The organism is Arthrobacter glycogeni (genome assembly GCF_054510815.1).
On the sequence record NZ_JBTNDV010000005.1, the window covers coordinates 211606 to 236497 of the forward strand.

At 64.7% G+C, this 24892-nt stretch carries 24 protein-coding genes and 3 pseudogenes; 6 read left to right on the forward strand and 21 right to left on the reverse strand.

Going from position 1 to position 24892, the window contains the following annotated elements:
• Positions 1-14 precede the first annotated feature (14 nt).
• The 6 genes and pseudogenes from ACX80G_RS07765 to rph all read right to left on the reverse strand — a co-directional run.
• Positions 15-664: pseudogene (locus ACX80G_RS07765) on the reverse strand (ATP-binding cassette domain-containing protein); the annotation flags it as partial.
• Positions 661-1034 (reverse strand): annotated as a pseudogene (locus tag ACX80G_RS07770) (GntR family transcriptional regulator). The pseudogenes ACX80G_RS07765 and ACX80G_RS07770, both read right to left, overlap by 4 nt.
• 227 nt (positions 1035-1261) lie before the next feature.
• A complete protein-coding gene (locus ACX80G_RS07775; RefSeq protein WP_459306981.1) occupies positions 1262-1918 on the reverse strand; it encodes a GNAT family N-acetyltransferase in 657 nt (218 codons plus the stop codon).
• Positions 1905-2588 (reverse strand): DedA family protein, encoded by a 684-nt coding sequence (locus tag ACX80G_RS07780; RefSeq protein ID WP_459306983.1) that lies wholly within the window; start codon positions 2586-2588, stop codon positions 1905-1907. The genes ACX80G_RS07775 and ACX80G_RS07780 overlap by 14 nt, the downstream gene beginning before the upstream one ends.
• A 7-nt stretch (positions 2589-2595) precedes the next feature.
• The gene (gene rdgB, locus ACX80G_RS07785; RefSeq protein WP_459306985.1) at positions 2596-3294 is read right to left on the reverse strand and encodes an RdgB/HAM1 family non-canonical purine NTP pyrophosphatase; all 699 of its coding nucleotides are present in this window, start codon (positions 3292-3294) and stop codon (positions 2596-2598) included.
• Positions 3287-4060, reverse strand: a complete 774-nt coding sequence (rph, locus tag ACX80G_RS07790) for a ribonuclease PH (RefSeq protein WP_459306986.1) — start codon at positions 4058-4060, stop codon at positions 3287-3289. Before rph ends, rdgB begins: the two co-directional genes overlap by 8 nt.
• Positions 4061-4223: 163 nt before the next feature.
• On the opposite strand from rph, the gene ACX80G_RS07795 reads away from it, so the two are divergent.
• Positions 4224-5063, forward strand: a complete 840-nt coding sequence (locus ACX80G_RS07795) for a bacteriorhodopsin-like (protein WP_459306988.1) — start codon at positions 4224-4226, stop codon at positions 5061-5063.
• 15 nt (positions 5064-5078) lie between these two features.
• Here ACX80G_RS07795 and ACX80G_RS07800 read toward each other — a convergent pair whose 3' ends face one another.
• From ACX80G_RS07800 to clpS, 4 genes are all read right to left on the reverse strand, one after another.
• Positions 5079-5882 carry an MBL fold metallo-hydrolase gene (locus tag ACX80G_RS07800; protein ID WP_459306990.1) on the reverse strand — a complete coding sequence of 268 codons (804 nt, stop codon included), beginning with the start codon at positions 5880-5882 and terminating at the stop codon, positions 5079-5081.
• The gene (gene murI, locus ACX80G_RS07805) at positions 5879-6814 is read right to left on the reverse strand and encodes a glutamate racemase (RefSeq protein WP_459306991.1); all 936 of its coding nucleotides are present in this window, start codon (positions 6812-6814) and stop codon (positions 5879-5881) included. The genes ACX80G_RS07800 and murI overlap by 4 nt, the downstream gene beginning before the upstream one ends.
• Positions 6815-6912: 98 nt before the next feature.
• Positions 6913-7473, reverse strand: coding sequence for a DUF2017 domain-containing protein (locus tag ACX80G_RS07810; protein ID WP_459306992.1), 561 nt, complete (start codon positions 7471-7473; stop codon positions 6913-6915).
• 84 nt (positions 7474-7557) lie between these two features.
• Positions 7558-7866 (reverse strand): ATP-dependent Clp protease adapter ClpS, encoded by a 309-nt coding sequence (gene clpS / locus ACX80G_RS07815; RefSeq protein ID WP_459306994.1) that lies wholly within the window; start codon positions 7864-7866, stop codon positions 7558-7560.
• A gap of 68 nt (positions 7867-7934) precedes the next feature.
• Here clpS and ACX80G_RS07820 point away from each other — a divergent pair, with 68 nt between their 5' ends.
• Positions 7935-9284 (forward strand): nicotinate phosphoribosyltransferase, encoded by a 1350-nt coding sequence (locus ACX80G_RS07820; protein WP_459306996.1) that lies wholly within the window; start codon positions 7935-7937, stop codon positions 9282-9284.
• On the forward strand, positions 9281-9904 hold the full coding sequence (locus ACX80G_RS07825) for a nicotinamidase (protein ID WP_459306998.1): 624 nt from the start codon (positions 9281-9283) through the stop codon (positions 9902-9904). The genes ACX80G_RS07820 and ACX80G_RS07825 overlap by 4 nt, the downstream gene beginning before the upstream one ends.
• 197 nt (positions 9905-10101) lie before the next feature.
• On the opposite strand, the gene ACX80G_RS07830 is transcribed toward ACX80G_RS07825, so the two are convergent.
• From ACX80G_RS07830 to ACX80G_RS07865, 8 genes are all read right to left on the reverse strand, one after another.
• Positions 10102-11895, reverse strand: a complete 1794-nt coding sequence (locus ACX80G_RS07830) for a DEAD/DEAH box helicase (protein WP_459306999.1) — start codon at positions 11893-11895, stop codon at positions 10102-10104.
• Positions 11896-11897: 2 nt separating this feature from the next.
• On the reverse strand, positions 11898-13337 hold the full coding sequence (locus ACX80G_RS07835; RefSeq protein ID WP_459307000.1) for an MFS transporter: 1440 nt from the start codon (positions 13335-13337) through the stop codon (positions 11898-11900).
• A gap of 11 nt (positions 13338-13348) precedes the next feature.
• Entirely contained in the window at positions 13349-13672 is a 324-nt protein-coding gene (locus ACX80G_RS07840; protein ID WP_459307002.1) for a DUF3039 domain-containing protein, read from the reverse strand.
• Between the two features lie 50 nt (positions 13673-13722).
• Positions 13723-14505, reverse strand: coding sequence for a glucosamine-6-phosphate deaminase (gene nagB, locus ACX80G_RS07845; protein ID WP_459307003.1), 783 nt, complete (start codon positions 14503-14505; stop codon positions 13723-13725).
• 22 nt (positions 14506-14527) lie between these two features.
• Entirely contained in the window at positions 14528-16099 is a 1572-nt protein-coding gene (locus tag ACX80G_RS07850; protein WP_459307005.1) for a transporter, read from the reverse strand.
• Positions 16081-16893 (reverse strand): ABC transporter ATP-binding protein, encoded by an 813-nt coding sequence (locus tag ACX80G_RS07855; RefSeq protein ID WP_459307007.1) that lies wholly within the window; start codon positions 16891-16893, stop codon positions 16081-16083. Before ACX80G_RS07855 ends, ACX80G_RS07850 begins: the two co-directional genes overlap by 19 nt.
• An 89-nt stretch (positions 16894-16982) precedes the next feature.
• Positions 16983-17966 carry a tetratricopeptide repeat protein gene (locus ACX80G_RS07860; protein ID WP_459307008.1) on the reverse strand — a complete coding sequence of 328 codons (984 nt, stop codon included), beginning with the start codon at positions 17964-17966 and terminating at the stop codon, positions 16983-16985.
• Positions 17967-18018: 52 nt separating this feature from the next.
• Complete coding sequence (locus ACX80G_RS07865; RefSeq protein WP_459307010.1) at positions 18019-19713, reverse strand: DUF8094 domain-containing protein; 1695 nt, start codon at positions 19711-19713, stop codon at positions 18019-18021.
• A 244-nt stretch (positions 19714-19957) separates the two neighbouring features.
• Here ACX80G_RS07865 and ACX80G_RS07870 point away from each other — a divergent pair, with 244 nt between their 5' ends.
• Positions 19958-21271 carry an AI-2E family transporter gene (locus tag ACX80G_RS07870; RefSeq protein ID WP_459307012.1) on the forward strand — a complete coding sequence of 438 codons (1314 nt, stop codon included), beginning with the start codon at positions 19958-19960 and terminating at the stop codon, positions 21269-21271.
• Between the two features lie 23 nt (positions 21272-21294).
• Here ACX80G_RS07870 and ACX80G_RS07875 read toward each other — a convergent pair whose 3' ends face one another.
• Together ACX80G_RS07875 and ACX80G_RS07880 are read right to left on the reverse strand one after the other, a co-directional pair.
• Positions 21295-22086, reverse strand: coding sequence for an alpha/beta hydrolase (locus ACX80G_RS07875; protein WP_459307014.1), 792 nt, complete (start codon positions 22084-22086; stop codon positions 21295-21297).
• Positions 22087-22119: 33 nt separating this feature from the next.
• Entirely contained in the window at positions 22120-22452 is a 333-nt protein-coding gene (locus ACX80G_RS07880) for an Rv1322 family protein (RefSeq protein WP_459307015.1), read from the reverse strand.
• Positions 22453-22542: 90 nt separating this feature from the next.
• On the opposite strand from ACX80G_RS07880, the gene nucS reads away from it, so the two are divergent.
• Positions 22543-23238, forward strand: a complete 696-nt coding sequence (nucS, locus tag ACX80G_RS07885; protein ID WP_459307017.1) for an endonuclease NucS — start codon at positions 22543-22545, stop codon at positions 23236-23238.
• Between the two features lie 30 nt (positions 23239-23268).
• Here nucS and ACX80G_RS07890 read toward each other — a convergent pair whose 3' ends face one another.
• Positions 23269-23670 carry a GNAT family N-acetyltransferase gene (locus tag ACX80G_RS07890; protein ID WP_459307019.1) on the reverse strand — a complete coding sequence of 134 codons (402 nt, stop codon included), beginning with the start codon at positions 23668-23670 and terminating at the stop codon, positions 23269-23271.
• A 664-nt stretch (positions 23671-24334) separates the two neighbouring features.
• Here ACX80G_RS07890 and ACX80G_RS07895 point away from each other — a divergent pair.
• Positions 24335-24790, forward strand: a pseudogene (locus ACX80G_RS07895) (HNH endonuclease); the annotation flags it as partial.
• Between the last annotated feature and the right edge of the window lie 102 nt (positions 24791-24892).

A 24892-nucleotide genomic window follows, 5' to 3' on the forward strand; every position in this document is an offset into this window, starting at 1 on the left:
GATGATGCGGCCCAGACCCTTTCGGCGTCGTCGTTCATGATGATGCGGCCCCGATCGATCACGATGACGTGCTCCAGGAGATTCGCCACTTCATCGATCAGGTGGGAGGACAGGACCACGGTCCGTGGGTGCAGCGCGTAGTCCTCGACCAGCCGATCGTAGAAGAGTTGGCGCGCCACTGCGTCCAGATCGAGGTAGGGCTCATCGAAGAAGGTCAGCTCGGCCCGCGAGGCCAGACCGATAATCACTCCGACGGCTGAGAGCTGCCCCGGGAAAGTTTCCACATGGGGCGTTTGACCGGCAGCTGAAAGTCCGCCACCAGCCGGTCGGCGAGTGACTGGTCCCAGTTGCTAAAGAACAGTGCCGCCGACCGAAACGCATGCTTCGGGGTGAGCGCGTCAACGTACTTCTGGGATTCGCGGATGAAGCAGATCCGGCTGAGCACCCCCTCGTTCTCATACGGGTTGGCACCGAAGACCGCGATGCTTCCCGAGGTGGGGAATCCCTGAGCGGTCAGGATGGACATCAGCGTGGTCTTGCCTGCACCGTTGCGGCCGAGCAGGCCATAGATCTTCTCTGGCTCGAGGGACAGGGTGACTCCGTCGAGTGCAGTTGACTTCCGGTAGGTTTTGACCAGATTCTGGGTTTCGATAACGCAGCTCATGGTGTCCTCCCTGACACTGATTCACTGGTGCGGACCATCTCCGCGAGTTCATGGGGGTCAATGCCCAGCTTTCGAGCCTCAATGGCCAGTGGCGAACGTATTGATCAAAGAAGCGGTCCCGTCGGCGCTGCAGGAGCGCGGCGCGGGCACCGGAGGCAACAAACATTCCTACTCCCCGTTGCTTGTACAGGATGCCCTCATCCACGAGCCGGTTGACGCCCTTGGCGGCGGTGGCCGGGTTGATGCGGTGGAAGGCGGCAAACTCGTTGGGTGATGGGACCTGGGCGTCTTCGGCCAGGGTCCCCGCGACGATTTCGCTCTCGATCTCTTCGGCAATCTGCAGAAAGATGGGCCTGCTGTCATCGATCATTGCGGCACTCCGGGTGGTCACCAGCCAGGTCAGTTGGTTAGTTACTGAGGGGGCGATGCCAAGGGTTCTGGAGGACGTTTGTTCGTGAGTCCGACGACGTCGGGAACTATTGCGCAGCACTGGCGGGTGAAACACGCTCCAACCCGCCGCTACTGCACATTCGGTGACACTCACCCACCACAGCTGCACAATTCCTAAGCGCCCACCGGCGGACGTCCGGGAGGGTCCTAGGACGAGAGCAGCGCTGGGCGGGCGGCGTCGAACCCCTCTACAGCGATCGACCAGCCGGGCCGAATGAACCCGGCCGCACTCAGCCGGACATGCTGGAGTTCCTGACACTCGCCCGGTCTAGGGACGCTGACACTGACGCCGTTGTCCGTATAGCCGAGGCTTCGGGAGACTGCCAGCGATGAGGTGTTCCACGCGGCGGCCTCGGACACCGCCCAGTGGGCGCCAAGGTAGTCGAACGCGAACGCGAACATGAGCACGGCAGCCCGCATTTCTATGCCCAGCCCGTCGCCGTGCTTCGAGCGGGTGAGCCAGGAGCCGGTTTGAACGGTCCGTCTGAGGCTCAGGTCCTCAGCCGACAGGTCCTGCATCCCGATCACCCTGCCCTGATAGGTGATGGCAAAGTTGAGGGTCCAGTGGTCGGGCAGCACACTGCACCGCTGCCTCCACTGGTGTTTCAGGGTCTCCCGGATCAGTACCTCGCGCGGCGCATCAGTCCAGGGAACGGTGAATGGCATCTCCGAGGGATCATGAATCCCGGCCAGCACCGCGTCAATGAGGCCGGGAAGCTGGTCATCGCGCACCGGGTTCAGCTCAAGCCGGGGCGTCAAGATCCTGAGCCCGAAAAGCGGCCAGACGTCCTCAGGCGGCGTCATGCTTCGCGCGCCTGCGGCGGATTCTCAGCACCCGGCTGACCACAAGATAGCCGACGAACAGGATGACCGCAGCGATCACGATCTTCTGGAAGACATCGGCGTAAGCCTCCACCAGATGCCAGTTCTCGCCCAGATAGAACCCGGCCATCACGAAGATGCAGTTCCAGATCAGGCTTCCGGCGGTGGTCAGAACAACAAACTTCCAGAGCGACATCCGCTCGATACCGGCCGGGATCGACACCAGACTTCGGAACAGCGGGATCATCCGGCCAAAGAACACCGCTTTGTACCCGTGGCGGTTGAACCAGTCCTCCACATGGTCGACGTCCTCAAGATCCACCAAGGGCACCCGGGACACGATCGCCCGCATCCGGTCCCGGCCCAGCCAGGCACCCAGGAGGTACAGGGCCAACGCGCCGACCACCGAACCCGCAGTGGTCCAGAAGATCGCCTCGAACAGGGTAAAGCTGCCCCGGCTGGCGGTGAACCCTGCCAGCGGCAGGATGACCTCGCTGGGGAGCGGGGGGAACAGATTCTCCAGTGCGATCGCCAGGCCCGCGCCTGGGGCTCCAATCGTTTCCATCATGGAGACGGCCCAGTCGGAGATCGTCTCGATCAGGGACCCGCCCCCGGCGGGGGTGGTGAGTGTGGCACGCAGTGAAGTAGTCATATTCCCATCAAGTTTGCCTTACTAAGCTGTTTATTGCCTCACCGCCAGCGCCAGCCCACCACCTCAGCGCGTTGACCAGATGCGGCAGCAGCGCCGCGAACGCCTGTGCCCGGTGACTGATGGAGTTCTTCTCGCCCGCCGACAATTCGGCACAGCTCCGGTGGTCTCCAATCGGCTGCAGGATCGGGTCGTACCCGAACCCACCCGTCCCACGGGGTTCGGTGAGCAGAGTTCCTTTGAGCTCCCCAAAGGTCGCCCGCGCCGTGCCATCCGGCAGCGCAACGGCCGCCGCGCAGACGAAGGACGCGCCGCGCTGCCCAACAGGAATGTCGGCTAGCTGCGCCAGCAGGAGGTGCAGGTTGGCGTCGTCGTCGCCGTGGCGACCCGACCACCGCGCCGAGAAGATTCCCGGCGCCCCGCCCAGCACCTCGACGGCGAGACCCGAATCGTCGGCAACCGCCACCAGCCCGGTTGCCGCAGCAACCTCCCGCGCCTTCAGCAGCGAGTTGGCTTCGAATGTGGTGCCACTTTCGACGACGTCGGGCGCGCCGGCGGTCTCCGCGTCAATCACCTGGGTATCGACGTCGAGGCCAGGCACCGTGCCGCGCAACAGCTCGCGCAGCTCGCGCAGCTTGCCGGGATTGCGGGTGGCCAGGACCAGCCGCGGCTCAGGTGGATGCTGTGACGCGGCCGCCGTCTCAGGCACCAGCACCCTCACCGAGGATGTCGAGCTGGATCTGGGTCAGCTGCGACGTGCCGAGCAATGCGAGATCCAGGAGCGCGTCGAGTTCGTCCCGGTCGAACGGAGCACCCTCAGCTGTTCCCTGCACCTCGACGAACTTGCCGCCGCCGGTCACGACAACGTTCATGTCGGTCTCGGCCCGCACATCCTCGACGTAGGGCAGATCCAGCATGGGCACGCCGTCGATGATTCCCACGCTCACCGCTGCCACCGTGTCGATCAGGGGACGAGCCGATGCGGCGATGAGCTTGTTGTCCTGTGCGTAGCGGATCGCTTCGGCAAGGGCCACATAGGCGCCGGTGATCGCTGCGGTCCGGGTACCGCCGTCGGCCTGCAGGACGTCGCAGTCCAGCACGATGGTGGTTTCGCCCAGCGCCTTGGTGTCGATGATGGACCGCAGGGACCGGCCGATCAGCCGGGAGATCTCGTGGGTGCGGCCGCCGATCTTGCCCTTGACCGATTCGCGGTCCGACCGGGTGTTGGTGGCACGCGGGAGCATCGCGTACTCGGCGGTCACCCAGCCTTTGCCTTCACCCTTGAGCCAGCGGGGTACACCCTGGGTGAGGGAAGCGGTGCAAAGGACACGGGTATTGCCGAACTCGATGAGCGCCGACCCTTCGGCCTGAGTGGACCAACCACGGGTGATGCTGATGTTTCGGAGCTGGTCGGGGGTCCGGCCATCCGCGCGAAGGATGGCAGCGGCGGGTGAGGAAGTGTCTGCGGGATTCATGGAGTTAAGTCTACGGGGCGCACCTCACGGCCGAAGAAAACTGCCTCTGGACATCTCTTCTACAAGGCGTAGAATTACCCCACCAACCAGTGAAACGGGGCAATTCCCTCCACCGCAATTGGCGGTGCGAGGCTCATCCAACTCTGTGCATGGGAGAACGTTCATGATCCCCGAGGCTCTAACCCAAAATCAGTTCGATACGGTCTACAACCTTCTGTCGCTCGTCATTGCAGCGCAACTCTTTACGGCGCTCTTCCTGATCCTGGCCCTGCAACGTGTCCTGCCGCGCTACCGCCAGGCCATCATCATCGCGGCTGTGGTGTGTGGCATCGCCGCCTACCACTATTTCCGGATCTTTGATTCGTTCAAGGAGGCGTTCGTTACTGAAGCGGTCGGCGGACGTGGCCTATACACCCAGGCGGACGGCGCGTCGTTCAACGAAGGGTACCGGTACGTCGACTGGTTACTCACCGTGCCGCTGCTGCTCGTGGAGCTGATCGCGGTACTCGCCCTGGCGCGCAAGATTCAGACGGCGCTCCTCTGGAAACTCGTTCCAGCCGCAGCCTTGATGATCCTCCTCGGGTATCCAGGTGAGGTGAGTTCCACGGACGGCACCCGAGTGCTGTGGGGTGTTCTGTCGACGATCCCTTTCCTATTTATCCTCTACGTGCTGTTCGTCGAACTGACCAAATCCCTCGATCGACAGCCCGCGCGGGTTCGAGTACTCATCAGCCGTCTTCGGCTCCTCCTCCTCGCCAGCTGGATCGTCTATCCGCTTGCATACTCCCTGCCACTCCTCGGAATCTCGGGAGCCGACGCATGGGTATTGAAACAGGGCGGCTATTCGATCGCTGACATCGCCGCGAAGGCGCTCTATGCGCTGATCATTTACCGCATCGCGAAGCTCAAGTCATATGCCGACGATCCCGCGTTCGCGGCAATCGAAGATCACGGCGACCACATCCCGACGAGTGACCAGGCATCCCGCCGTGGCACCGGATAAAAGGCGGCCGTCGTCTCAAATTTCGTACGACACACCGGCGACGGCGACGGCGAGGTCCCCACGGTAGCTGGTTCTGGCTTCTTCCACGGTTCGGTTGGCGTCGTTCCACACCGGGATGTGGGTCAGCAGCAACCGGTGCGACGCCGCTGCTGCCGCCACCTGTCCGGCCCGCCGACCGGTGAGGTGGACGCCCTCAATGGCGTCATCGCGGCCCTCGTGGAATGCCGCCTCGCACAGGAAGACATTGGACCCGGTTGCGGCTTCGATCAGGCCGTCGCAGGCGTCGGTGTCGCCCGAGTAGGTCAACACGCGGGGCGGGTCGCCCGGCCTTTCGCCGGCCACCTCGACGCGCAAGGCATAGGCCTCCTCGACGGGATGCAGCACCGGGTACGGGGTGATGGTGAAGGGGCCGAGGGTAACCGGGGCGCGCGGTTCCCAAAGCTTGAAGTCGAAGTCCTCATGCATACCCGGATCGAGATCCAGTCCGTAGGCGGTGGCCATCCGGTCGGCAGTAGCCTCCGGCCCCCAGACTGGGATACGGGGCCGGTTCCACCCGTTGGGATCCCAGTGCACAGCGACATGCAGCCCGCAAAGGTCCATGCAGTGGTCGGGATGAAGGTGGCTCAGGAACACTGCGTCGATGTCGCGGAGATCCATATAACGCTGCAGTGCACCCAGGGCGCCGTTACCTAGATCCAGCAGAATCCGCCAGGTGCGGGAGCTGTTGCCGTCGGGCACTGTGGCCGTAATGAGATAGCACGACGCCGGCGACTGGGGGCCGGGAAAGGACCCACTGCAGCCCACGATAGTCAACTTCATACCCGGCGGTTCCCCACCGGGTCGACACGGGCAGCGGCGATCATCTCGGGGGTAATCCGGGCCAGGCTTCCTGTGGGGTACTGGGCGGCGACGTGATCGACGTGCTCCACGCTGAGTACCTCGGGACCAAGGAACCGGCGCGCGAGTTCGCCGAACCGCTGGGCGTCCCCCGTTGCGATGAAGTGATGCTTGGGTGCTGCGTCACCGACGCGGACCAGATCGTGGGAAATCAGGGCGCGATACACGTCCTTGGCGGTTTCCTCGGCACTGGATACCAGTGTCACGGCGTCACCCATCACATAGGAGATGACTCCTGTCAGCAGCGGATAGTGGGTGCAGCCCAACACCAGCGTGTCGACGCCGCCGTGTTTGAGCGGCTCCAGGTAGCGCTGGGCCGTTGAGAGGAGCTCAGGTCCGGAGGTGATGCCCGCTTCGACGAACTCGACGAACTCCGGGCAGGCAGCCGACGTGATGGACAGCTGCGGGGCGGCAGCGAAGGTGTCCTCGTAGGCGCGGGATCCCACGGTGGCTGAGGTGCCGATGACGCCGATCTTGCCACTGCGGGTCGAGGCGACAGCCCGCCTGACGGCCGGCTGGATCACCTCGATCACGGGGATGCCGTAGCGGGCCGTGTACCGTTCGCGCGCGTCACGGAGCACTGCCGCTGAAGCCGAGTTGCAGGCGATGACCAGGAGTTTCACTCCCGAATCCACCAGCTCATCCATGACCCCCAGCGCATGGGCGCGGACCTTGGCGATCGGCAGGGGCCCGTAGGGTCCATGCGCGGTGTCGCCGACGTAAAGGATCGACTCGTGCGGCAGCTGATCGATCACGGCGCGCGCCACAGTCAGCCCACCAACGCCCGAATCAAAAATGCCGATCGGAGCCTCGGTTCGCTTCAGCGATGAAAGATCAGCCGGGACGGAGGTCATGATCTACCGACCATAAGACGTGCACCCGACATTCGACGAACCCAACCCCAGTGGAATTAGTCACAGTGACCAGTGGCCGCCACAGGGGTGAGGGCGGATCACTTGTCCTTGAGCCCGAACATGGCCTGAACCAGTGACTCCTGAAGCCAGCTCGTGAAGTTGTAGACCAACGCAAGGTACGTCTCGACGTCGTCGGCGTCGGCGACGTCGTCGATCTCATGCAGGCGGGCGGCGTCCTCATCGGACTGGATCTTCAGCCGGTCGGCGAGCACCAGGCGGACGTCGTTCAGGGCGCGCGCCAGCATCCGGGCCTGCTCGGCGGTGAGGGTCAGCGGGCTCGACTCAAGAAGGAGGGCGCTGCCGCGTAGGGCGCCAATCTTGTCCTCGCGCAGGGAACGCTCGGTCAGGCGGCGGAACTCCAGGGCCTCGTCGTCGTCGTTGCGGACCGCGTCCGGCAACAGCCGTCTGACAGCACTGTCCGACGGGGTTACCGCCATGCTGTCCACACCCACCATGGCGGCGAGCGGATCGGCATTTGCCGGCTCGGCGGGTTCCAGCAGCTCGATGATGTCCTCGAACAACTTGCGGAGCAGTTGCCGCTCCCCCGGATCCAGCGCCCCATTGATCCCGCGGCGGGTTGCCTTGAATGCCTTGGCCAAAAATTCTCCTTAACGCGCAGTGTCGGAATCGGGTCGCGGCGAAAACGCCGCGTGTGGAAAGCCCAGTTACGGGCTAGCAGGGCCTCAGGGGGCGTCGGACTTCTGGAACGTGGCCCACAGCCCGTAGGAATGCATGGCCAGCGTATCCCGCTCCGCCTCTTCCCGGCTGCCACCGGCAACCACCGATTTGCCCGCCTGGTGGACTTCCATCATGAGCTTGTTCGCCTTGGACTCGCCATAGCCGAAGTAGGTCTGGAACACGTAGCTGACGTAGCTCATCAAATTCACCGGGTCATTCCAGACAATCACGACCCAGGGGATGTCGCTGAGCGTGAGCTGGTCGGCGTCCGTTTCCTCGAGCCGTTTGGTGTCCGGAGCGGTGCCAACTGTCATAACTCCATTGTAGGACGGGGCATGGACCGAATTTTCCGGGCATCCCGGCGCCGTGAGGGGTTAGAGTTTTGGTTGTGAGCGCCTCCAACTCCGCCCCGGTCATCAGCACCCGGGCCAGCACCGCCCTATACACGGACCACTATGAGCTGACCATGCTGCAGGCAGCCCTGCACTCCGGGGCAGCCCACCGGAAATCGGTCTTCGAGGCATTCGCCCGACGGCTCCCCGAAGGCCGCCGCTACGGAGTGGTTGCTGGCACCGGACGGCTCCTGGACAGCCTTGAGAATTTCCGGTTCGGCACCGAGCAACTGGACCATCTGTCGGCGGCCGGGGTAGTTGACAGCCTGACCCTCGACTGGCTAGCCAATTTCCGCTTCGGCGGGAACATCTGGGGCTATGCGGAAGGCGAGGCGTACTTCCCGCACTCCCCCCTCCTGATCGTCGAGGGCACCTTCGCCGAGGCGTGCATCCTGGAAACCCTGGTGCTGTCGGTCCTCAACCATGACAGCGCGATCGCATCCGCCGCCTCACGGATGACCGGCGCCGCGGGCAGCCGACCCTGCATCGAGATGGGGTCCCGCCGCACCCAGGAGGAGGCTGCCGTGGCGGCCGCGCGGGCCGCGATCATCGGCGGCTTCGCCAGCACCTCCAATCTCGAGGCCGGGCGGCGCTACGGCGTGAAGACCGTGGGCACCGCCGCCCACTCGTTCACCCTGCTGCATGACTCCGAGCGGGATGCGTTCGCCGCGCAGGTGGCCTCCCTGGGCGCTGGCACGTCCCTGCTGGTTGACACATACGACGTCGAACGCGGCGTCCGGACCGCAGTGGAGGTGGCCGGACCCGAGCTGGGTGCGGTGCGGCTGGACTCGGGAGACCTGGTGGCGCAGGCCCGCTGGGTCAGGCAGTTGCTGGACGATCTGGGCAACCACAAGACCAGGATTGTGGTCACCTCCGATCTTGACGAGTTCGCGATCGGGTCCCTCGCCTCGGCTCCGGTGGATTCCTACGGCGTCGGTACCTCCCTGGTCACGGGTTCCGGGGCCCCGACCGCGGGCCTGGTCTACAAACTGGTCAGCCGGACCGACGATGACGGCGAGTTCGTCTCGGTGGCGAAAGCGGCGCTGAACAAGACCTCACGCGGCGGCCGGAAGTATGCACTCCGCCGCCTCAATCGCGCCGGCATTGCCACCGCTGAGGTAGTGGGCATCGGGCGGTCCCCGCTCGACGACGGCAACGACCGTCCCCTGCTGCAGCAGTTCGTCAGCGACGGCCACATCCTGCCAGGCTGGACGGGACCAGACGGTGTAAGGCGGGCAGTTGACCACCACCGCACGTCGATGGCCGAATTGCCCGGCTCAGTGATGCGGATGCAACGCGGCGAGCCTGCCATCCCGACCGAATACGAGGAGGAATCATGACCCGTGCCCTGATTATTGTCGATGTGCAGAACGATTTTTGTGAGGGAGGGTCGCTGGCTGTCGACGGGGGCGCGGACGTCGCCGCGCTCCTCAGCGATTTCATGGACGAGAAAGGCGGCGAGTTTGACCACATCGTCGCCACCCAGGACTGGCACATCGATCCCGGAGCCCATTTTTCCGAGACCCCGGACTTTCTCCGCTCCTGGCCCGTGCATTGCGTCGCCGACACTCGGGGGTCGGGGTTCCACCGGGACCTGGATACGGAAAATATCGAGGCGGTGTTCCGGAAAGGCCAGTTCGAGGCGGCCTACTCGGGCTTTGAGGGGGTCCTTGCACCCGAAGACGAGGTTCCGACGGGCGAGCAGAAGCTCGGGGCCGGCGACGACCTGACGCCCGAGGAACTGGTGACCCTCGATGACTGGCTGCGTGAGCGGGAGGTCGACGAGGTGGCAGTGGTTGGTCTGGCCACCGATTTTTGCGTGCGGGCAACAGCGCTGGACGCCGTCGCCGCCGGGTACACCACCTCGGTGCTGGTCCGCTTCACCCGCGGAGTGCACCCCGACAGCAGCGAGACGGCGCTTGAGGAACTGGAGGACGCCGGGGTGGAGCTCGTCGAGTAGCACCGAGTCTGCGCGCCGGCACGCTCCTGCCAGTTGCAGACGCGGATCGGTGAGGGAATAAGTCATCGGGGGTCAAGATTTCCCTCACGGATGTCCAGGGCGACCCGGCAGGTCGGAGTTGCTCACCGAAATGGCAGGCCCGACGGCGACCGACCGCGGGCGCGTCCTCACCTCTCGCGCTAGAGCAGCAGCGGCGGCTACTTCTTGCCGATAAACCAGCCCTGCAGCTTCTTCAGCCGCCGTTGGAGCTGGTCCTCGTTGGCCTGGGCCACTGCGGGGCCGCCGCAGGCTTTCCTCAACTCGGTATGCACCACGCCGTGCGGCATCCCTGAACGCGCCGACCACGCCGACACGTTTTTCGCCAACTCACCGCGCAGTTCGGTCAGCATCCGGTGGTCAACAACCAGAGGCTCCGGCGAGGGCGCGGCAGCGACGCCCTTGCGTCCGCGCCTCGTCTGCTGTTCCTGCTGGCGTTGGCGTAGCAGGACTCCCACCTGATCGGCGTCGAGCAGCCCGGGGATGCCCAGGAAGTCCTGCTCATCCTCGCTGCCCATTTCACCGCCCGTGCCAAATTCGCCGCCGTCGAACAGCACCCGGTCAAACGACGCCTGGGACTCAAGCGCCTCGAACTTCTGCTTGGTCAACTCGTCGGAGGCCTTCTCGGACCGGTTCGCCTCCTCCATCAGGGCTTCCTCGGGTGCAAGCCCGTCCTCGTCGGTCGCCGGGCGGTCCAGTGCATGGTCCCGCTCCAGTTCCAGCTGGTTGGCCAGGATCATCAGGGTGGGCACCGATGGCAGGAACACCGACGCCGTCTCGCCGCGGCGTCGGGCGCGCACAAAGCGTCCCACCGCCTGGGCGAAGAAGAGGGGCGTTGCTGTCGACGTCGCGTAGACGCCGACGGCTAGCCGCGGCACGTCAACCCCTTCGGAGACCATGCGGACGGCCACCATCCAGCGCTTGTCGCCGGCCGAGTACTCCTCGATCTTCTCGGAGGCCTTGGCATCGTCCGACAGAATCACCGTCGGCGATTCACCGGTGATCTTCTTGAGCAGCCCGGCATAGGCCCTGGCGTCGTCGTGATCGGTGGCGATCACCATCCCACCGGCGTCGGCCACCGTGCGCCGCACCTCGGAGAGCCGCTTGTCCGCCGCCGCGAGGACGGCAGGAATCCACTCACCGGTGGGGTTCAGCGCCGTGCGCCACGCGTGGGCAGTGATGTCCTTGGTGACAGCAGACTCGCCGAGTGACGCGGCCATTTCCTCACCGGCGCTGGTCCGCCACCGCATCTGACCCGAATAGGCCATGAAGATGACCGGGCGCACCACGTGGTCCCGCAGCGCTTCGCCATAGCCGTAGGTGTAATCGGACCTGGACCGGCGGATCCCGTCGGCATCGGCCGCGTACTCCACGAAGGGAATGGCAGCGGTGTCCGAACGGAACGGGGTGCCGGTGAGCGCCAGCCGCCGGGTGGCCGGTTCGAAGGCCTCCCGGATGCCGTCCCCCCAGGACAGCGCGTCACCACCGTGGTGGATCTCATCGAGGATCACGAGGGTCCTGGCCGCCTCGGTCTTGGCGCGGTGCAGCATCGGTTTGCTGGCCACCTGGGCGTAGGTCACTGCCACGCCGATGAACCCCTGGCCGTGGCGCCCATCGGCGTTCCGGAAGTTGGGGTCGATGGCCAGACCGATCCGCGCCGCCGCGTCAGCCCACTGCCGTTTCAGGTGGTCGGTGGGGGCAACGATGGTGATCCGGTTGATGGTGCCGCGTTCCACCAGTTCGGTGGCAACGCGCAACGCGAACGTGGTCTTGCCGGCACCTGGGGTTGCCACGGCGAGGAAGTCCTGCGGCCCGGTGCTGAAATATTTGGCGAGCGCCTGCTCCTGCCACTGGCGGAGCTTGGGCGCTGTGCCCCACGCCGCCCGTTCGGGGTACGCCGGCGGTAGAGACGCACCGGTGGCCGGGGCGAGGCCGAAGAGCAGGTTGTTACTCACGCTTAAGAAGAGACCTTTCCATGCCTGGTGGTGTCCGGGCGGGGATCAACCGGATCGTCGGAGATCTCCAGTGTCCCCCTCAAACCGGCAACTATACCGGCAACCGCAAAGAGGCACAGAGCCAGCCAGATCGCAACAAACACGCCGACCTGTCCCGGGTCGGAAGGGTCGCGCAGCAGGGCGAAAAGCCCTCCCGCAATGGTGCTTCCCACCACTCCGCCCAACTGGTCGCTGAGCTGGAGCGACGACGAATTCCGGCCGCGCTCGGGCGCTGGTGAGAGCTTCAACACCAGCACCGACGTGCTGGACAGGGTCAGGCCCATGGCAAAACCGGCGAGGGTCCAGACCAGAACCAGAACCCAGAACGGCACCATCGGGGCTGAGGCGAGCGCCAGCCCGCCAACGCTCATCGACAGGATCGACGCGCCGATCACCAGTAACCATTGCCTGCGGAACGTGACGCGTGCCTGCACGAACGACCCGGCACTCCACCCCAGCGCTCCTGCGCTGAGCGTCAGCCCCGCGGTGGCGGCGTCCATCCCACGGGAGGTCACCAGCATCAACGGAAGGAACGCCTCCGCGCCGAAGAAGGTTGCCGTCACCAGCCCCCGGGTCGCGATGATGCTCGGCAGCCCGCGGGCCAACCGGACCGTGCCTCGGGGCAGCAGCCGGGGAAAGGTCACCGCGGCGGTAACAATCCCGCCGACGGCGAGGACCACCAGCACCACCGACGCCGCGGCGTCCGCCAGACCCTGCGCCGCCAGCCGGTTGACGGCGAACTGGGCCACTAGTACGCCACCCGCGAGCCCCAACCCGGTAAGCGCCCGACGTCGGCCATCACTGCGATTCCCGGCACCCGGCTCGGGCGGCGCGAGCGTAGCGGTTCGCGGCCAGACCAGGGCAAAGGCCGCGAGGACAATCGGTGCGACGCCGAGGAACACCCACCGCCAGGTGACCTCCTCAGCCAGATAGCCTGCCACTGCCGGTCCGATCAGTGACGGCAGCACCCAGGCAGCAGAGAGCCACCCGAAGATCACCGGCTGGCGATGCTGAGGGTAGGCCCCGCCGATAATCACGTAAACGGCCACCACCAGGAAGCCGCCGCCGAGCCCCGAGACGGCCCGTCCGGCAGTAACCAGCCAGAACGCCCCGGCCGCACCGGAAACCAGCAGCCCAGCGATCATGAGGGTCATCCCGACGGCGAGCGCGGGGCGGGCGCCCACTCTGTCGCACCAGGTACCAGCGATCACGGTGCCCAGCAGGGAGGCGGTGAGGTACATCGAAAAGGCAAGCCCGTAGCTGGACTCTCCGCCGAGTTCGGCGACGACTGCGGGCATGGCAGTTGCGACTGCCATCGCCTCGAAGGCGGCACAGGTGATGATGGCAATAATGCCGAAGGTCAGCGGCCGCAGGCTAGCCGGTTCCCCAACCACGGGCGACACAGGTGCTTACCTTATTTATCTTTGTTGTCCTTGTCGTCCTTGCCGGGACGCATGCCGTTGTAAATGTCCTTGCACTCGGGGCAGACCGGGAACTTCTGGGGGTCGCGGCCTGGAGTCCAGACCTTGCCGCAGAGCGCGATGACCGGATCCCCGGACAGCGCGGATTCCATGATCTTCTCTTTGCGCACATAGTGGGCGAGGCGTTCGCGATCACCGGGCTCCAGCTCTTCGCGAAGCTCTTCACGCTCGATCGTAGCGGTCGACCCGCCCCGCTGGGGATCGCTGCGCGGGTCATTGCGGGGGTCATTGTCAAAAGGGTCAGCTGGCGTACTCATAGATCCATCCTATCGGTCCCCGGCGGAGCGCGGCCGGTGGCACGGGGTCGTTAGATTCCCTGCCAGGCAGGCTTGTTGGCGTAAGTATGGCGATAGTAGTCGGCGAGTTTCAACCCCGAGGCGGCTGCCTCGTCGATCAGAACCGTGGCGTGGGGGTGGAGTTGCAGCACTGACGCCGCGCAGATCGCGGCCACGGGGCCTTCGACAAGGTCGTGGACCGCCCGGGCCTTCTGCGCACCGGTAGCAATCAGCACGACGTGCCGCGCATCCATGATGGTGCCCAGGCCCTGCGTCACCACATGGTGGGGCACGTCGTCGATGCTGTTGAAGAAGCGCGAGTTGTCCTTGCGCGTCTGGTCGACAAGACTTTTGATCCGCGTCCGGGACGCCAGCGAACTGCCTGGTTCGTTGAAACCGATATGGCCGTCGGTGCCCACCCCGAGCAGCTGGAGATCCACTCCGCCCGCCGCGCGAATAGCCTCCTCGAACGCGGCGCAGGCGGCGGGAATGTCCCCGGCGGTACCATCCGGGCCATGAACATTGGTCGGGTTGATGTCGATCCGGTCGGTAAACTCCCTGCGGATCACTTCCCGGTAGGACTGGTGGTGTCCCGCGGGAAGGCCGACGTACTCATCCAGCGCGAACCCCACGACGTCGGCAAAGCTCAGGCCGCCCGAATGGCACCTGTCCACAAGTTCGTCGTAAACCCCCAGCGGCGAGGACCCGGTAGCAAGCCCCAACACCGCTGCCGGCTTCTGCCGGATCAGGGCTTCGATGGCATTCGCCGCCACAGCTGCAATGGCCGACGGATCGGGGAGGATGACAACTTCCATCAAATGTCCTAACCTGTGCGTCCTATTTGTTGACGGACACCGCCTGCAGCAGCTCGGGCGCCCTCCGGTCGTACCATCGTCCGCCCACCTTCACCCCGCCGAGGAGGAAGGCGGTTCCGAGGACACCACCCACCACCAGCGTAAGCCAGCCGAAGGCGCTATTGCCGGTAGCAACGTAGGCAATGGCAAGACCCAGTTCGGGGAGCATCAGGGCGAGCAGGACCAGCCAGCCGATCAACTGGATCGCGAGCATCGAGAAACCTGTGCCCGGTGGGGTCTTCATGGCGCTCTCCCCCGGCAGGGGCACGTTGTAGGTGTACCGCGCCGACACCACACTGGCAAACCCGATCCCGGTCAGCAGGACACCCACCGACAGGCCCAGCATCATCGGTAGGTCCGCGAGGTTGCCGGAGATCCACAGCGGAACCACAGTGAAGACCAGCACTGCCGGAGCCGAGAGCACGCCGACGGCCAGCGCACGGCCTGCCCGGTCGGCCTGCCCGGTCACACCGGTCGAGAGATGAAGCCAGAATGCCGTGTTGTCATACGAAATATCGGCCGAAATGGACCAGGAGAGCAGGAAGGCGATGATCGGTCCCACGAAGTTCAGCGTCGTGTAGTCACCGGATTGGTAGGACCAGAACAGCATCAGCAACGGCACCAGCGGTACGATCACGATCGAGCCCAGGTAGCGCGGATCCCTGGCCCAGTACGTCAACGCGCGGGCAGCGACGGCCCCGGTGGGCGTGGCCGGGAAGCGGCTGAAGAATCCCAGGTTACCGGCGCCTTTGCGGGTGACCGCGTTGTAGGCGGGGGTGACCAGGGCTCGGGCCAGGTTGACCTTCCAGAGCCATGCAAGAGCAGCAAGGGTAGCGATGCCCAGGGCAAACCGGATCGCCGCGGTGAGGTAGGCGCCGTCGGCCACGTCAGCGGGTACCGCCCAGAAGTAGCCCAGTGGCGTCCAGCCCAGGATGACGGCGAGCTCGTTGGCGAAACCCGGAGACTGTTCAAAGCCCGCTGTAATCCCGGCGATGATCGGGCCCAGCAGGATGAGCGGGACCAGCACCACCATGGAACTGACGTCCTTGAACCGGCGGGATGAGGTCAGGGAGATGACCGCCGTGGCGGCAGTGCGCGACGCGACGACGCAAAGCAGCACGGCGAGTACAGCACACACCGCCGCCACTGCAGCGGCGGCGGGATAACGGATCCAGGTTCCGACCTGGGCCAGTGAGGCGAGCAGGGTAATGATCCCGGGGATGCCGATCACGGCGCCAAGGGCCAGGCCTGCCACCAGTTGGCGCATCGGCACGGCGAACGTGACGAAACGGGCTGGGTCCAGGGTCATGTCGATGCCGGCGGAAACCATCGGGACCACGACCCAGCCCAGCACCACGGCCGAGCCACCAATCACCAGCACGTTGCGGATCACAGCCGGATCGGCGGTGCCAAGCACAATCAGTCCAACAACCAACAGCCCCAGCATCCCGAGCCCGTAGATGCCCCCGAGAATCACCCCGATCAGCGCCCAGGTGCTGCGCTTGAAGGAGTTGCGGAGCAGGGTGAGTTTGAGCCTCAGGAGGTGCGCAACCATGTCAGACCCTCCGCCGTGTTCCGGCCGCCCACCAGTTCAACGAACCGGTCCTCAAGGCTGGACCCGCCGCGCACCTCTTCCACCGTGCCGGCAGCAAGCACCGCGCCGGCGGCAATCACCGCGACGTGGTCGCACATCCGCTGCACCAGGTCCATCACGTGGCTGGAAACAATGACTGAACCACCCGAGGAGACATAGCTCTGCAGAATGTCGCGGATGTTGGCTGCGGAGACCGGGTCCACCGATTCGAACGGTTCGTCGAGGACGAGCAGGGACGGCGCGTGGATCAGGGCGGATGCCAACGCTATTTTCTTGGTCATACCGGCTGAATAATCCACCACCAGGGTCCCGGCGTCGTTGGTCAGGTCAAGGGCCCGGAGGAGGTCAGCTACCCGCTCGGCCACCGTGTCGCGGTCCATGCCGCGCAGCAGTCCGGCGTAGGTGACCAGCTGTTCCCCGGTCAGGCGGTCGAAGAGCCGCACGCCGTCGGGCAGGATACCCATCAGCTTCTTGGCTTCCAGGGGCCGCTCCCAGACGTCCACCCCGTGGACCCACACCTGGCCGTGGTCGGGGCGAAGCAGGCCGGTCGCCATCGACAGCATGGTGGTTTTACCCGCCCCGTTGGGCCCCACCAGTCCATAAAAAGATCCGGCCGGAACGTCGAGGTCCACGCCGTTGACGGCAATTTTCTCGCCGAACCGCTTGGCGAGACCCCGGATCACGAGCGCTGGGCTCTCCTGAGCGGCGGGACTGCTGGCGGACCCGGAAGATAAGGGCAGGGTTGGTGAGCTCATGCCTCAACGCTAACAACGCCGGGGGCAACTCCTCGTCATCCAAAGGGACTAAATACCCCCTGCCACGGTCCGTCGGGCGGATGAAACGTCTAGAACAGGGCGCGGGCGAGAGCTCCCCTGGCCTTGGCCACTCGTGGATCGCTGCTGCCGACGACGTCGAACAGCTCGATCAGCCGAACGCGCGCCGCTTCCCGGGGCTCACCGGCTGTCCGCCCGATGAAGGCGACGACCCTGGCGAACCCGTCCTCGACGTGACCGCCGGAGATGTCAAGGTCCGCGACAGCAAGCTGACTCGCGAGCGACTCGGGTTCGTCAGCGGCGCTTTGGCGAATGGCCTCGGCGTCGACGTCCGTGAGCCGTTGCATCAGTTCAACCTGGGCGAGCCCAGCCTTGGCCTCGGTGTCGGCGGGCTGTTCTGCGAGGGCTTGCCGGTAGGCGGCCGCAGCGGCCGGGTAGTCGCCGGCCTCGATAGCGTCGAAGGCAGCCTGGTGGAGAGGCGGCAGGGGTGGCTCCTCGGGAGCCGGTTCCCCCTCGGCCCCTTCGCGCAATGAGCCGGAGACTCCATTGGTATTGGCCACCTTCAGGAGTTCATCAATGAACGAGCGGATCTGGGCCTCCGGCAGTTCACCCTCAAACAATGGGACGGGCTGGCCCTTCAGGACCGCAACGGCTGTCGGCACGGTCTGGGCCTGGAAGGCCTGCGCGATCTGGGGCTGCGCCTCGACGTCCACTTTCGCCAGCAGCACCCGGCCGTCATGCTCGACAGTGATCGCCTCGAGGACGGCGGTGACCCTCGAGGACTCCTCGCTCCAGCTGGCCCTGAGGTCCATGATGACCGGCACCTGTGATGAGAGCTGCACCAGTTGTGGGAAACTTTGCTCCGTCACTTCGACGACGTAGGGACTTCCCGCTCCTGTTACGGCAACCGGTTGAGGCGCTCCCGGCGTCGGTGAGCCACCCTGCTGGGCGGTCCGGGCGGCATCGGCCCGGGCTTTCAAGGCTGACAGGTCAACGGCTCCGTGCAGGTTCATTGACGACGGCGGAAGGGGACCGCGGCTGTTGGGAATACTCATGGTTCCACCCTAATACGTTGGGGTCCTGCTGAAATTACCCGTAGTTCAGTGATTACCGTAGTTCAGCGGAGAGCAGTTGCTGGGCAGCGCCGATCACCGTGACGCGTTCATCGCTATCGGCGGGCGGCACGTACAACATCACCGCCTCGCCATAGCGCACGTCAATGCCCTCATCGGTCGAGGTTTCACCGGTCAGTGCCTCATACACTGTGCCATCGAGGTCAATCGAGTCACCGGCTCCGCGCGGCACGCTGGAATAGGTGTGGTTGAGGTAGCCGAACACCATGGCGCCGCCGTCGCCGGTGGACAGGGCATACGTAAAGTCGGGATCCGCCTCATGCACGAAGGTGATCTTTGCGGAGTCATTATCCGGGTCAGCCACCACGTCGGCCTGGAACGAGGTGACGGCATCCGCGAAGGAGTTCTCTTCGAAGGTAGCGGCGTTGTCGCCGTCGGGCTCGGAAAGGAAATCGGCGATAGCGTTCATGGCGGTCTGGGGCGCCAGAGCTAGCCCGGGGGCTTCGTCGAGGGGTACTTCGGCCACTCCCGCGGCACCGTCCGAGCCGGGGAAGGTGGTGCCGGGAAGCATCTGAATTGCCGCACTGAGGTGATAGTTGGAGCGCGGGTCATCCTGGACCAGCACCAGCGCATGCGGAACGGGGTTGTCTTCAGACTGGGTCAGGGCGACGACGGTGCGGGGCCAGCCGCTCTCCGACGAGACCATCGAGGTCAACACCGGCTCGGCAGCAACCGGGGTCGGCTCCGGGATATCGCTGGTCTGGGACCGGACGTCATAGTTAGCGGTCCGCAGGGCCAGCGCGGCCCCGGCTACCCGTGGCTCCAGCAGTTCCGCGTCGGAGGCCGCATCGCCTTCCGCGACGACGGTCGCCACCGAGGCGAGGATGCGCTCGAGTTGGCTTTCCAGCAACACCGGCGGAGCTTGGTCCTCGGCGGGCTCAGTAGTCGCGGGCCCAGTTGTCGCGGGCTCGGTAGTCGCGGGCCCAGTTGTCGCGGCGTGGGCGAACCCGCCTCCCGATGCGGTCAGTCCGACTACTACAACCGCCACGCTGAAGGGCGCGGCGGTGTTCCGCCGCGACTTGTTACGGGTTTCCATCCGGCGCTGATGGGCGCGGGAACCCTCCACCGTGGGGCGGCTCTTGCGCTTGGGAGTCACGAGGAACACGGCAATACCGAGCACCACTGCCAGCGCGCCCAGCACCATCAACGGCACAGCCCAGACGGTAGTCGCGTCGTTCGGCCAGGTGACGGAAATATCGGTGGGAGCGGGGTTCTCCCCATCGGCGGCCAGCAAAATTGACCATTCACCGTCAGCCGGATCCAGCCAGCGGTGGGTCACGCTGCCATCGGCGGTTTCCTCGCTGGTCCAGAGGTCGGAACCGCTGGGGTTCGGGACTGCCTGCTCGCCGTCGGTGAACGTAGTTTCCAGACCAGCCTCGTCAATGGCCGTCACTCGAAGATGCGCTGCGTCGCCTACCCACGCGTCGACGTCCCCGGCGCGGCCTACCGCCAGGGTAAAGGTGCCCTCGGCGCGTACCGTGATATCGACGTCGTCGGCGTCGGGAGCCTTGGCGTCGGCGTCGATCACCGTCACCGGGCCGCTCTGCGACCCGGCCGGTACGGTTGCCGTCACGGTCTCCGGAGGAGACCAGAAGGTGAGCTGCCCAATGCCCACGAGCATCAACAGCACACCGATCATCAGGGCGGGGACTGCAAACTTCAAACGCACTCAAATACCTATCGTTGCTCGTGGGCTTGTCTAGCGTCCCATCGTAACGAACTTCGCGGATGCGGCAGGAATCTGTGGAGGGCGTCGCTGGTGCTGTAGTGCTCTGCTGCGTTGCTACACGGCGCGGGGCGCGCTTCGCTGCGAGGCAAGTCCTCAGTAGGCTGTTAGTGTTTCGCTAACCTTGCTAACGAGGCGTGGAATCCTACCGCCAGCCGCATGCTCTATTGGGAAAGCAGAATGACGCGTGAGTAATAACCAGGATGTCCCGGCCGGCGAGCCCCTCCCCCGTCCCGCCGCTTCGATCAACGAACCAGCCGCCGAATCGGCGGGTACTCCTGAAGACGCGCCGCAAAGCGGCCTGATACGGACGATCTTCCGCGGACTCCGCCGGCCGATCCCCGGTGCACAACCGCGGCTCCGGTTTGAGTTCCCGCCGGAGCGTATTCCGGCCCCGGTACCCACCGACGCTGATGTTTCCCTTGGCGACGACCGGCTGATGTTCGGCAACTCCGAACCCCGCTCCATGCGCCACCACCCGATCCACTTTGGTTTCATGGGAACCGTCGGCGTCGGGTTGGCGCTGCTCGCCTATTTCATGATTACCAACGTCGGTCAGCTGCTCCTCTGGATTGGCGCTGCGATGTTCATCGCACTGGGGCTGGACCCCATTGTCCGGTGGCTGGAAAAGAAGCGGGTTCCGCGCCCGGCAGGAATTGCCGTTGCCCTGCTGCTCCTCGCGAGCGTTGTGGCTGCCTTTTTTGCCACCCTGATTCCCACGATCGTGAACCAAACCAGTCAATTTGTTGACCGGGCGCCGGGCTTTGTTGACAATTTCCTCAACTCGGAGTTCTTCCAGACCGTGGATGAGCAGTTTCAGGTCAGGGAGCGGGTCACCGAGGAAGTGAACAACTTCTTCAACAACTCGGAGGCAGTGGGCGGCATTTTCGGCGACGTGCTCGGTGTTGGCACCGTCATTGTGAACAGCTTGTTCGGGACCTTGATTGTCCTGGTCCTGACCCTTTATTTCCTGTCTTCGCTCCCAGCGATGAAAAAGTGGGCCTACCGGCTGGCCCCGCGTTCGCGCCGTCCGAGGGTCGAATCGCTGGCAGAGGAAATTACCAGCAGCGTCGGCAACTACGTGATCGGCCAGGCCTGTGTAGCGCTGCTCAACGCGATCTTTGCCTTCATTTTCATGACCATCGCGCAGGTGCCGTTCTCGGTGCTGCTGGCGTTCGTCGTCGTGATGCTTGCTTTCATCCCTTTGGTGGGGGCCCTGATCGCTGCAATGATCGTGACCCTGGTGGCGCTCACCGCTGGCTGGCAAACCGCACTGCTTTTTGCAGTGCTGTACCTGGCCTATCTGCAGGTCGAGGCGTACTTCATCTCGCCGCGCATCATGCAGCGTGCCGTTGCGGTGCCCGGGTCGGTGGCGGTTATTGCGGTAATCGCTGGCGGAAGCCTGCTTGGCGTCCTGGGCGCACTCATCGCCATCCCGACGGCCGCGGCTGTGATGCTGTTGTTGAAAGAAGTGTTCATCGCCCGTCAGGACAGCCAATAACTCTCCGGCGGAGCTGCCGGATCCTAGGACGCAGTGGCCGCTTGCCCGGTCCAGGTCGTCGGTAGCGGCCTGGACGTACCGGGAAGAACGGTGTCGGTGATCTCGTCGAGGACGCGGCTGGCGTACTTCTCCCCGACCCACAAGTGCTTGGCGCCGTCGACGCCGACGACGTCCGCCTGGGGCACTCGCGCAAACCGCTGTGCCGCCTCCGCGGGCTGCAAGTAGTCGTCGTGCTCGGGGACCAGCACCCTAAGCGGCAACCCGGAGGTCGCCCAAGCATTAAGATCCTCGTCCCCCGCGCGGTGCAGCGGCGGTGAGAGAAGGACCGCACCCTGAATCGCCGACGCGATGGGCTCGGTGCCTCCGTACTTCAGGCACAGCTCGGTACCGAAGGACCAGCCCACCAGCCAGATGTTCTCCGGGTGACGGTCGGCGGCCCAGGCGACGGCAGCCTCGATATCCGCTCGCTCCGCGGCTCCGCCATCAAAGTCACCCTCACTGCAGCCGCGGGGCGAGCAGGTGCCCCGCGTGTTGAATCGCAGCACAGCGATGTCGGCCAGCGCAGGCAGCCTAAAGGAGGCCTTGCGGAACACATGCGAGTCCATGAATCCACCGGCGGTCGGCAACGGGTGCATGGTCACCAGGGTGGCCAAGGGCTTCCTGCCGACTGGCTCGGCGAATTCGCCCACCAGGGTCAACCCGTCGGCCGTCCGCAGCTCAATGTCGGTGCGGACCGCCGGAAGGACCGTCGCTGCCCTGATGTCCATGGGTCCGTCAGAATCAGTGAACTCATAACGAGTTGCGGTGGAAGTCATCGTTTCAGTCTACGGGGAACTGCCGGAGGCCGCTCAGTAGCGGTAGCTGCGCGATCGCCAACAGTTCACGTGCCAGTGCCGTCGGCCGGCCAGGCCCGCGGCGGCTCCGAACAGGGAGTCTTCCTGCCACACCACGAGGTGCGCCAGGCCGGGCGGGATCACCCGATGACAGCCGGGGCAGACATAGTCTTTGGCGGCGTTGCGTTCGGTGATCCGCCGGACCGACCATTCGCCGTCGGGAGCGCTTTCCCGAGCGGGGATTCCTGCCCGCGCCCGCTCCAGATCTATCTCGGGCACTGGTCCCGCCTTGCGTCCAGGCTGCGCTGACGGGGTCCCGGGGCGGCGGGGACGGTTGGAGCGAGGCATGCATCAAGTCTGCCCGAAGAATCGATCGGTTGGCTCACCGGGCTCCTGACGGTGGAAAGGTAACGGGAGCCAGACCGGTAAAGTGCAAGGGTGCGTTTAGTTATAGCCCAGTGTTCAGTCGATTACATCGGCCGCCTCCGAGCCCACCTACCCCTGGCTACCCGATTGCTGATGGTGAAAGCGGACGGATCCGTGTTGGTTCACTCCGACGGCGGCTCCTACAAGCCTCTCAACTGGATGAGCCCGCCGGCGTCGCTGCGCATCATCACCCCCGACGGGGCTGACACCGAGCTGGGCGTGACCGAGGTGTGGAACGTCCAGCATGCAAAGAGCGACGACCGCCTCGTCATCAATATCCACGAGCTGATCCATGAGTCTTCCCACGATCTCGGTGTTGATCCTGGTCTGGTCAAAGACGGTGTCGAGGCGGATCTGCAGCGTCTCCTCGCCGAGCAGATCCACCTGCTCGGGGCCGGTTTCACCCTAGTTCGCCGTGAATACATGACAGCCATCGGACCGGTGGACATTCTCGCACGCGATTCGACGGGAGCCACAGTGGCGGTCGAGTTGAAGCGCCGTGGCGACATCGACGGCGTTGAACAACTGACCCGGTATCTTGAACTGCTCAATCGGGATCCGCTGATGTCGCCGGTACGCGGCGTTTTTGCGGCGCAGCAGATCAAACCGCAGGCCCGGGTGCTTGCGCTGGATCGGGGCATCGAGTGTCTCACCCTTGACTACGACATGATGCGGGGCGTCGACGACGTCGAATCGCGGCTCTTCTAGGGTTTTTCGCCCGGGCTTTGCTAGCTTTTGCTATGACTTTTGCGGGTCGGCGTCCTTATTCACATCGCTGGCAGCCATTTCGAAGATGATCTCCAATCCATCGTTATCGTCCCACTGCTCACCGACCGCCGTGAACCCATAGCTTCGAACAAGCGCGCGGGACGCATGATTGATGGGACTGATCGTTGCACGAATGGTTTGGACGGCCGGGTGGGCCTTGGCGACGGCGAGCAGCCTTTCGAGGGCTTGCCGGGCGTAGCCTCTTCTACGGTGCAGTGGGTCGATTCTGTATCCGACTTCAACAATTCCACCTCCATCGGGTGGCCCGTGAAAACCCGCCAGTCCAACCGGGGCGGCAAAGCCTTGAACGACCACGAGCCTGGTGATCCATGGGGCATCCGCTGGGGCTGCGGCAATCTGGACACTCCGCATTCGCCACAGACCTGCGCACTCGTCGCCCCTCAAGTACAGGGTTAGAGGGGGATCGCTTTCTGGGCCGATCGCGCCCTGAGCTAATCCATGCAACAAGGGTGCCGGAACGGGGACAAGTAAGAGGTTTGATCGTCCGGGATCCGGGTGCTGCCATGGTCGGCCAAGAGCTGTGACACGCACATCTTTGCAGACGCCGGGCCTGGAGGGCCGGGTGATCAACACCATCGATGGTCTCGAATCCTGTCCACACCAGTTCCTGAGGCATCTGTGATTGGCTTTGTCATGGGGTCCGCGTTGACCCGTGCCTTGGCACATCTTCAGCCCACCGGAGGTCTTTCCGTAAGGCTCCCAGCGTGTTTGCAACCATCCAGAAGTCATCCTTGAGCTCCTTCCTCGTGTTCGAAGGTTTGTTCGAGAGATTTATCCACATAGGGCGGTCAGTCCTCGAAATGTCAGGGCGGTTTGGGACAATTGAGGTATGGACGGAAGCGCAGCTCCAGCATTGATCCGGAAGGGATTTCCCCTCCCGGGGACGGCTCAGCGTGGAGCATTTAGCGCCGGGTCAAGCACTGTTCCGGGGTCCTACCGTGTTCCGGGGGTTGGTTCTGTGGCTGATGGTGGGATCCGGGTGGTGCTCGACGCCTTGAAGGCGCTAAGGCCGGCCATGACCTCCGCGGGGTTGATTGATCAGCTCCGTGGCTTGGAGGATCTCAAATCCGCTATTGCGGGGGTGCAGGCCCGGATCGCTGTCGCCTTCGACGTCTCCGAACGTCAAATCCAGGCCGACGCCGGGGTACCCGCGACGGAGCAAGGCAACAGTGTTGGCGCGCAGGTCGCGTTGGCGCGGCGGGAGTCCCCGTCCCGCGGCAGCCGGCTGCTCGGATTGGCCCGGGCACTGGTGACAGAGATGCCGCACACGTTAACGGCACTGGAGACCGGCCAGCTCAATGAGTGGCGGGCGACCCTGCTGGTGAAGGAAACCGCGTGCCTTACCAGTGCCGACCGGTCCGCGGTCGATGAGGAACTCCACCCGGATGAGGGGACGTTCACTGGGTGCGGGGACAAGACGATCATCGCGGCGGCTCGGGCTGCCGCGTACCGGCGGGATCCAGAGCCTGTCAAGTTGTTTGTGTAAGCGGGGTGCCTCTGGGTGGTTTTCATAGGTGGGGGTTGATGCGGTCGGGGTAAGCGAGGGCGAGTTGGGCGAGGGCTTGTTTCCAGT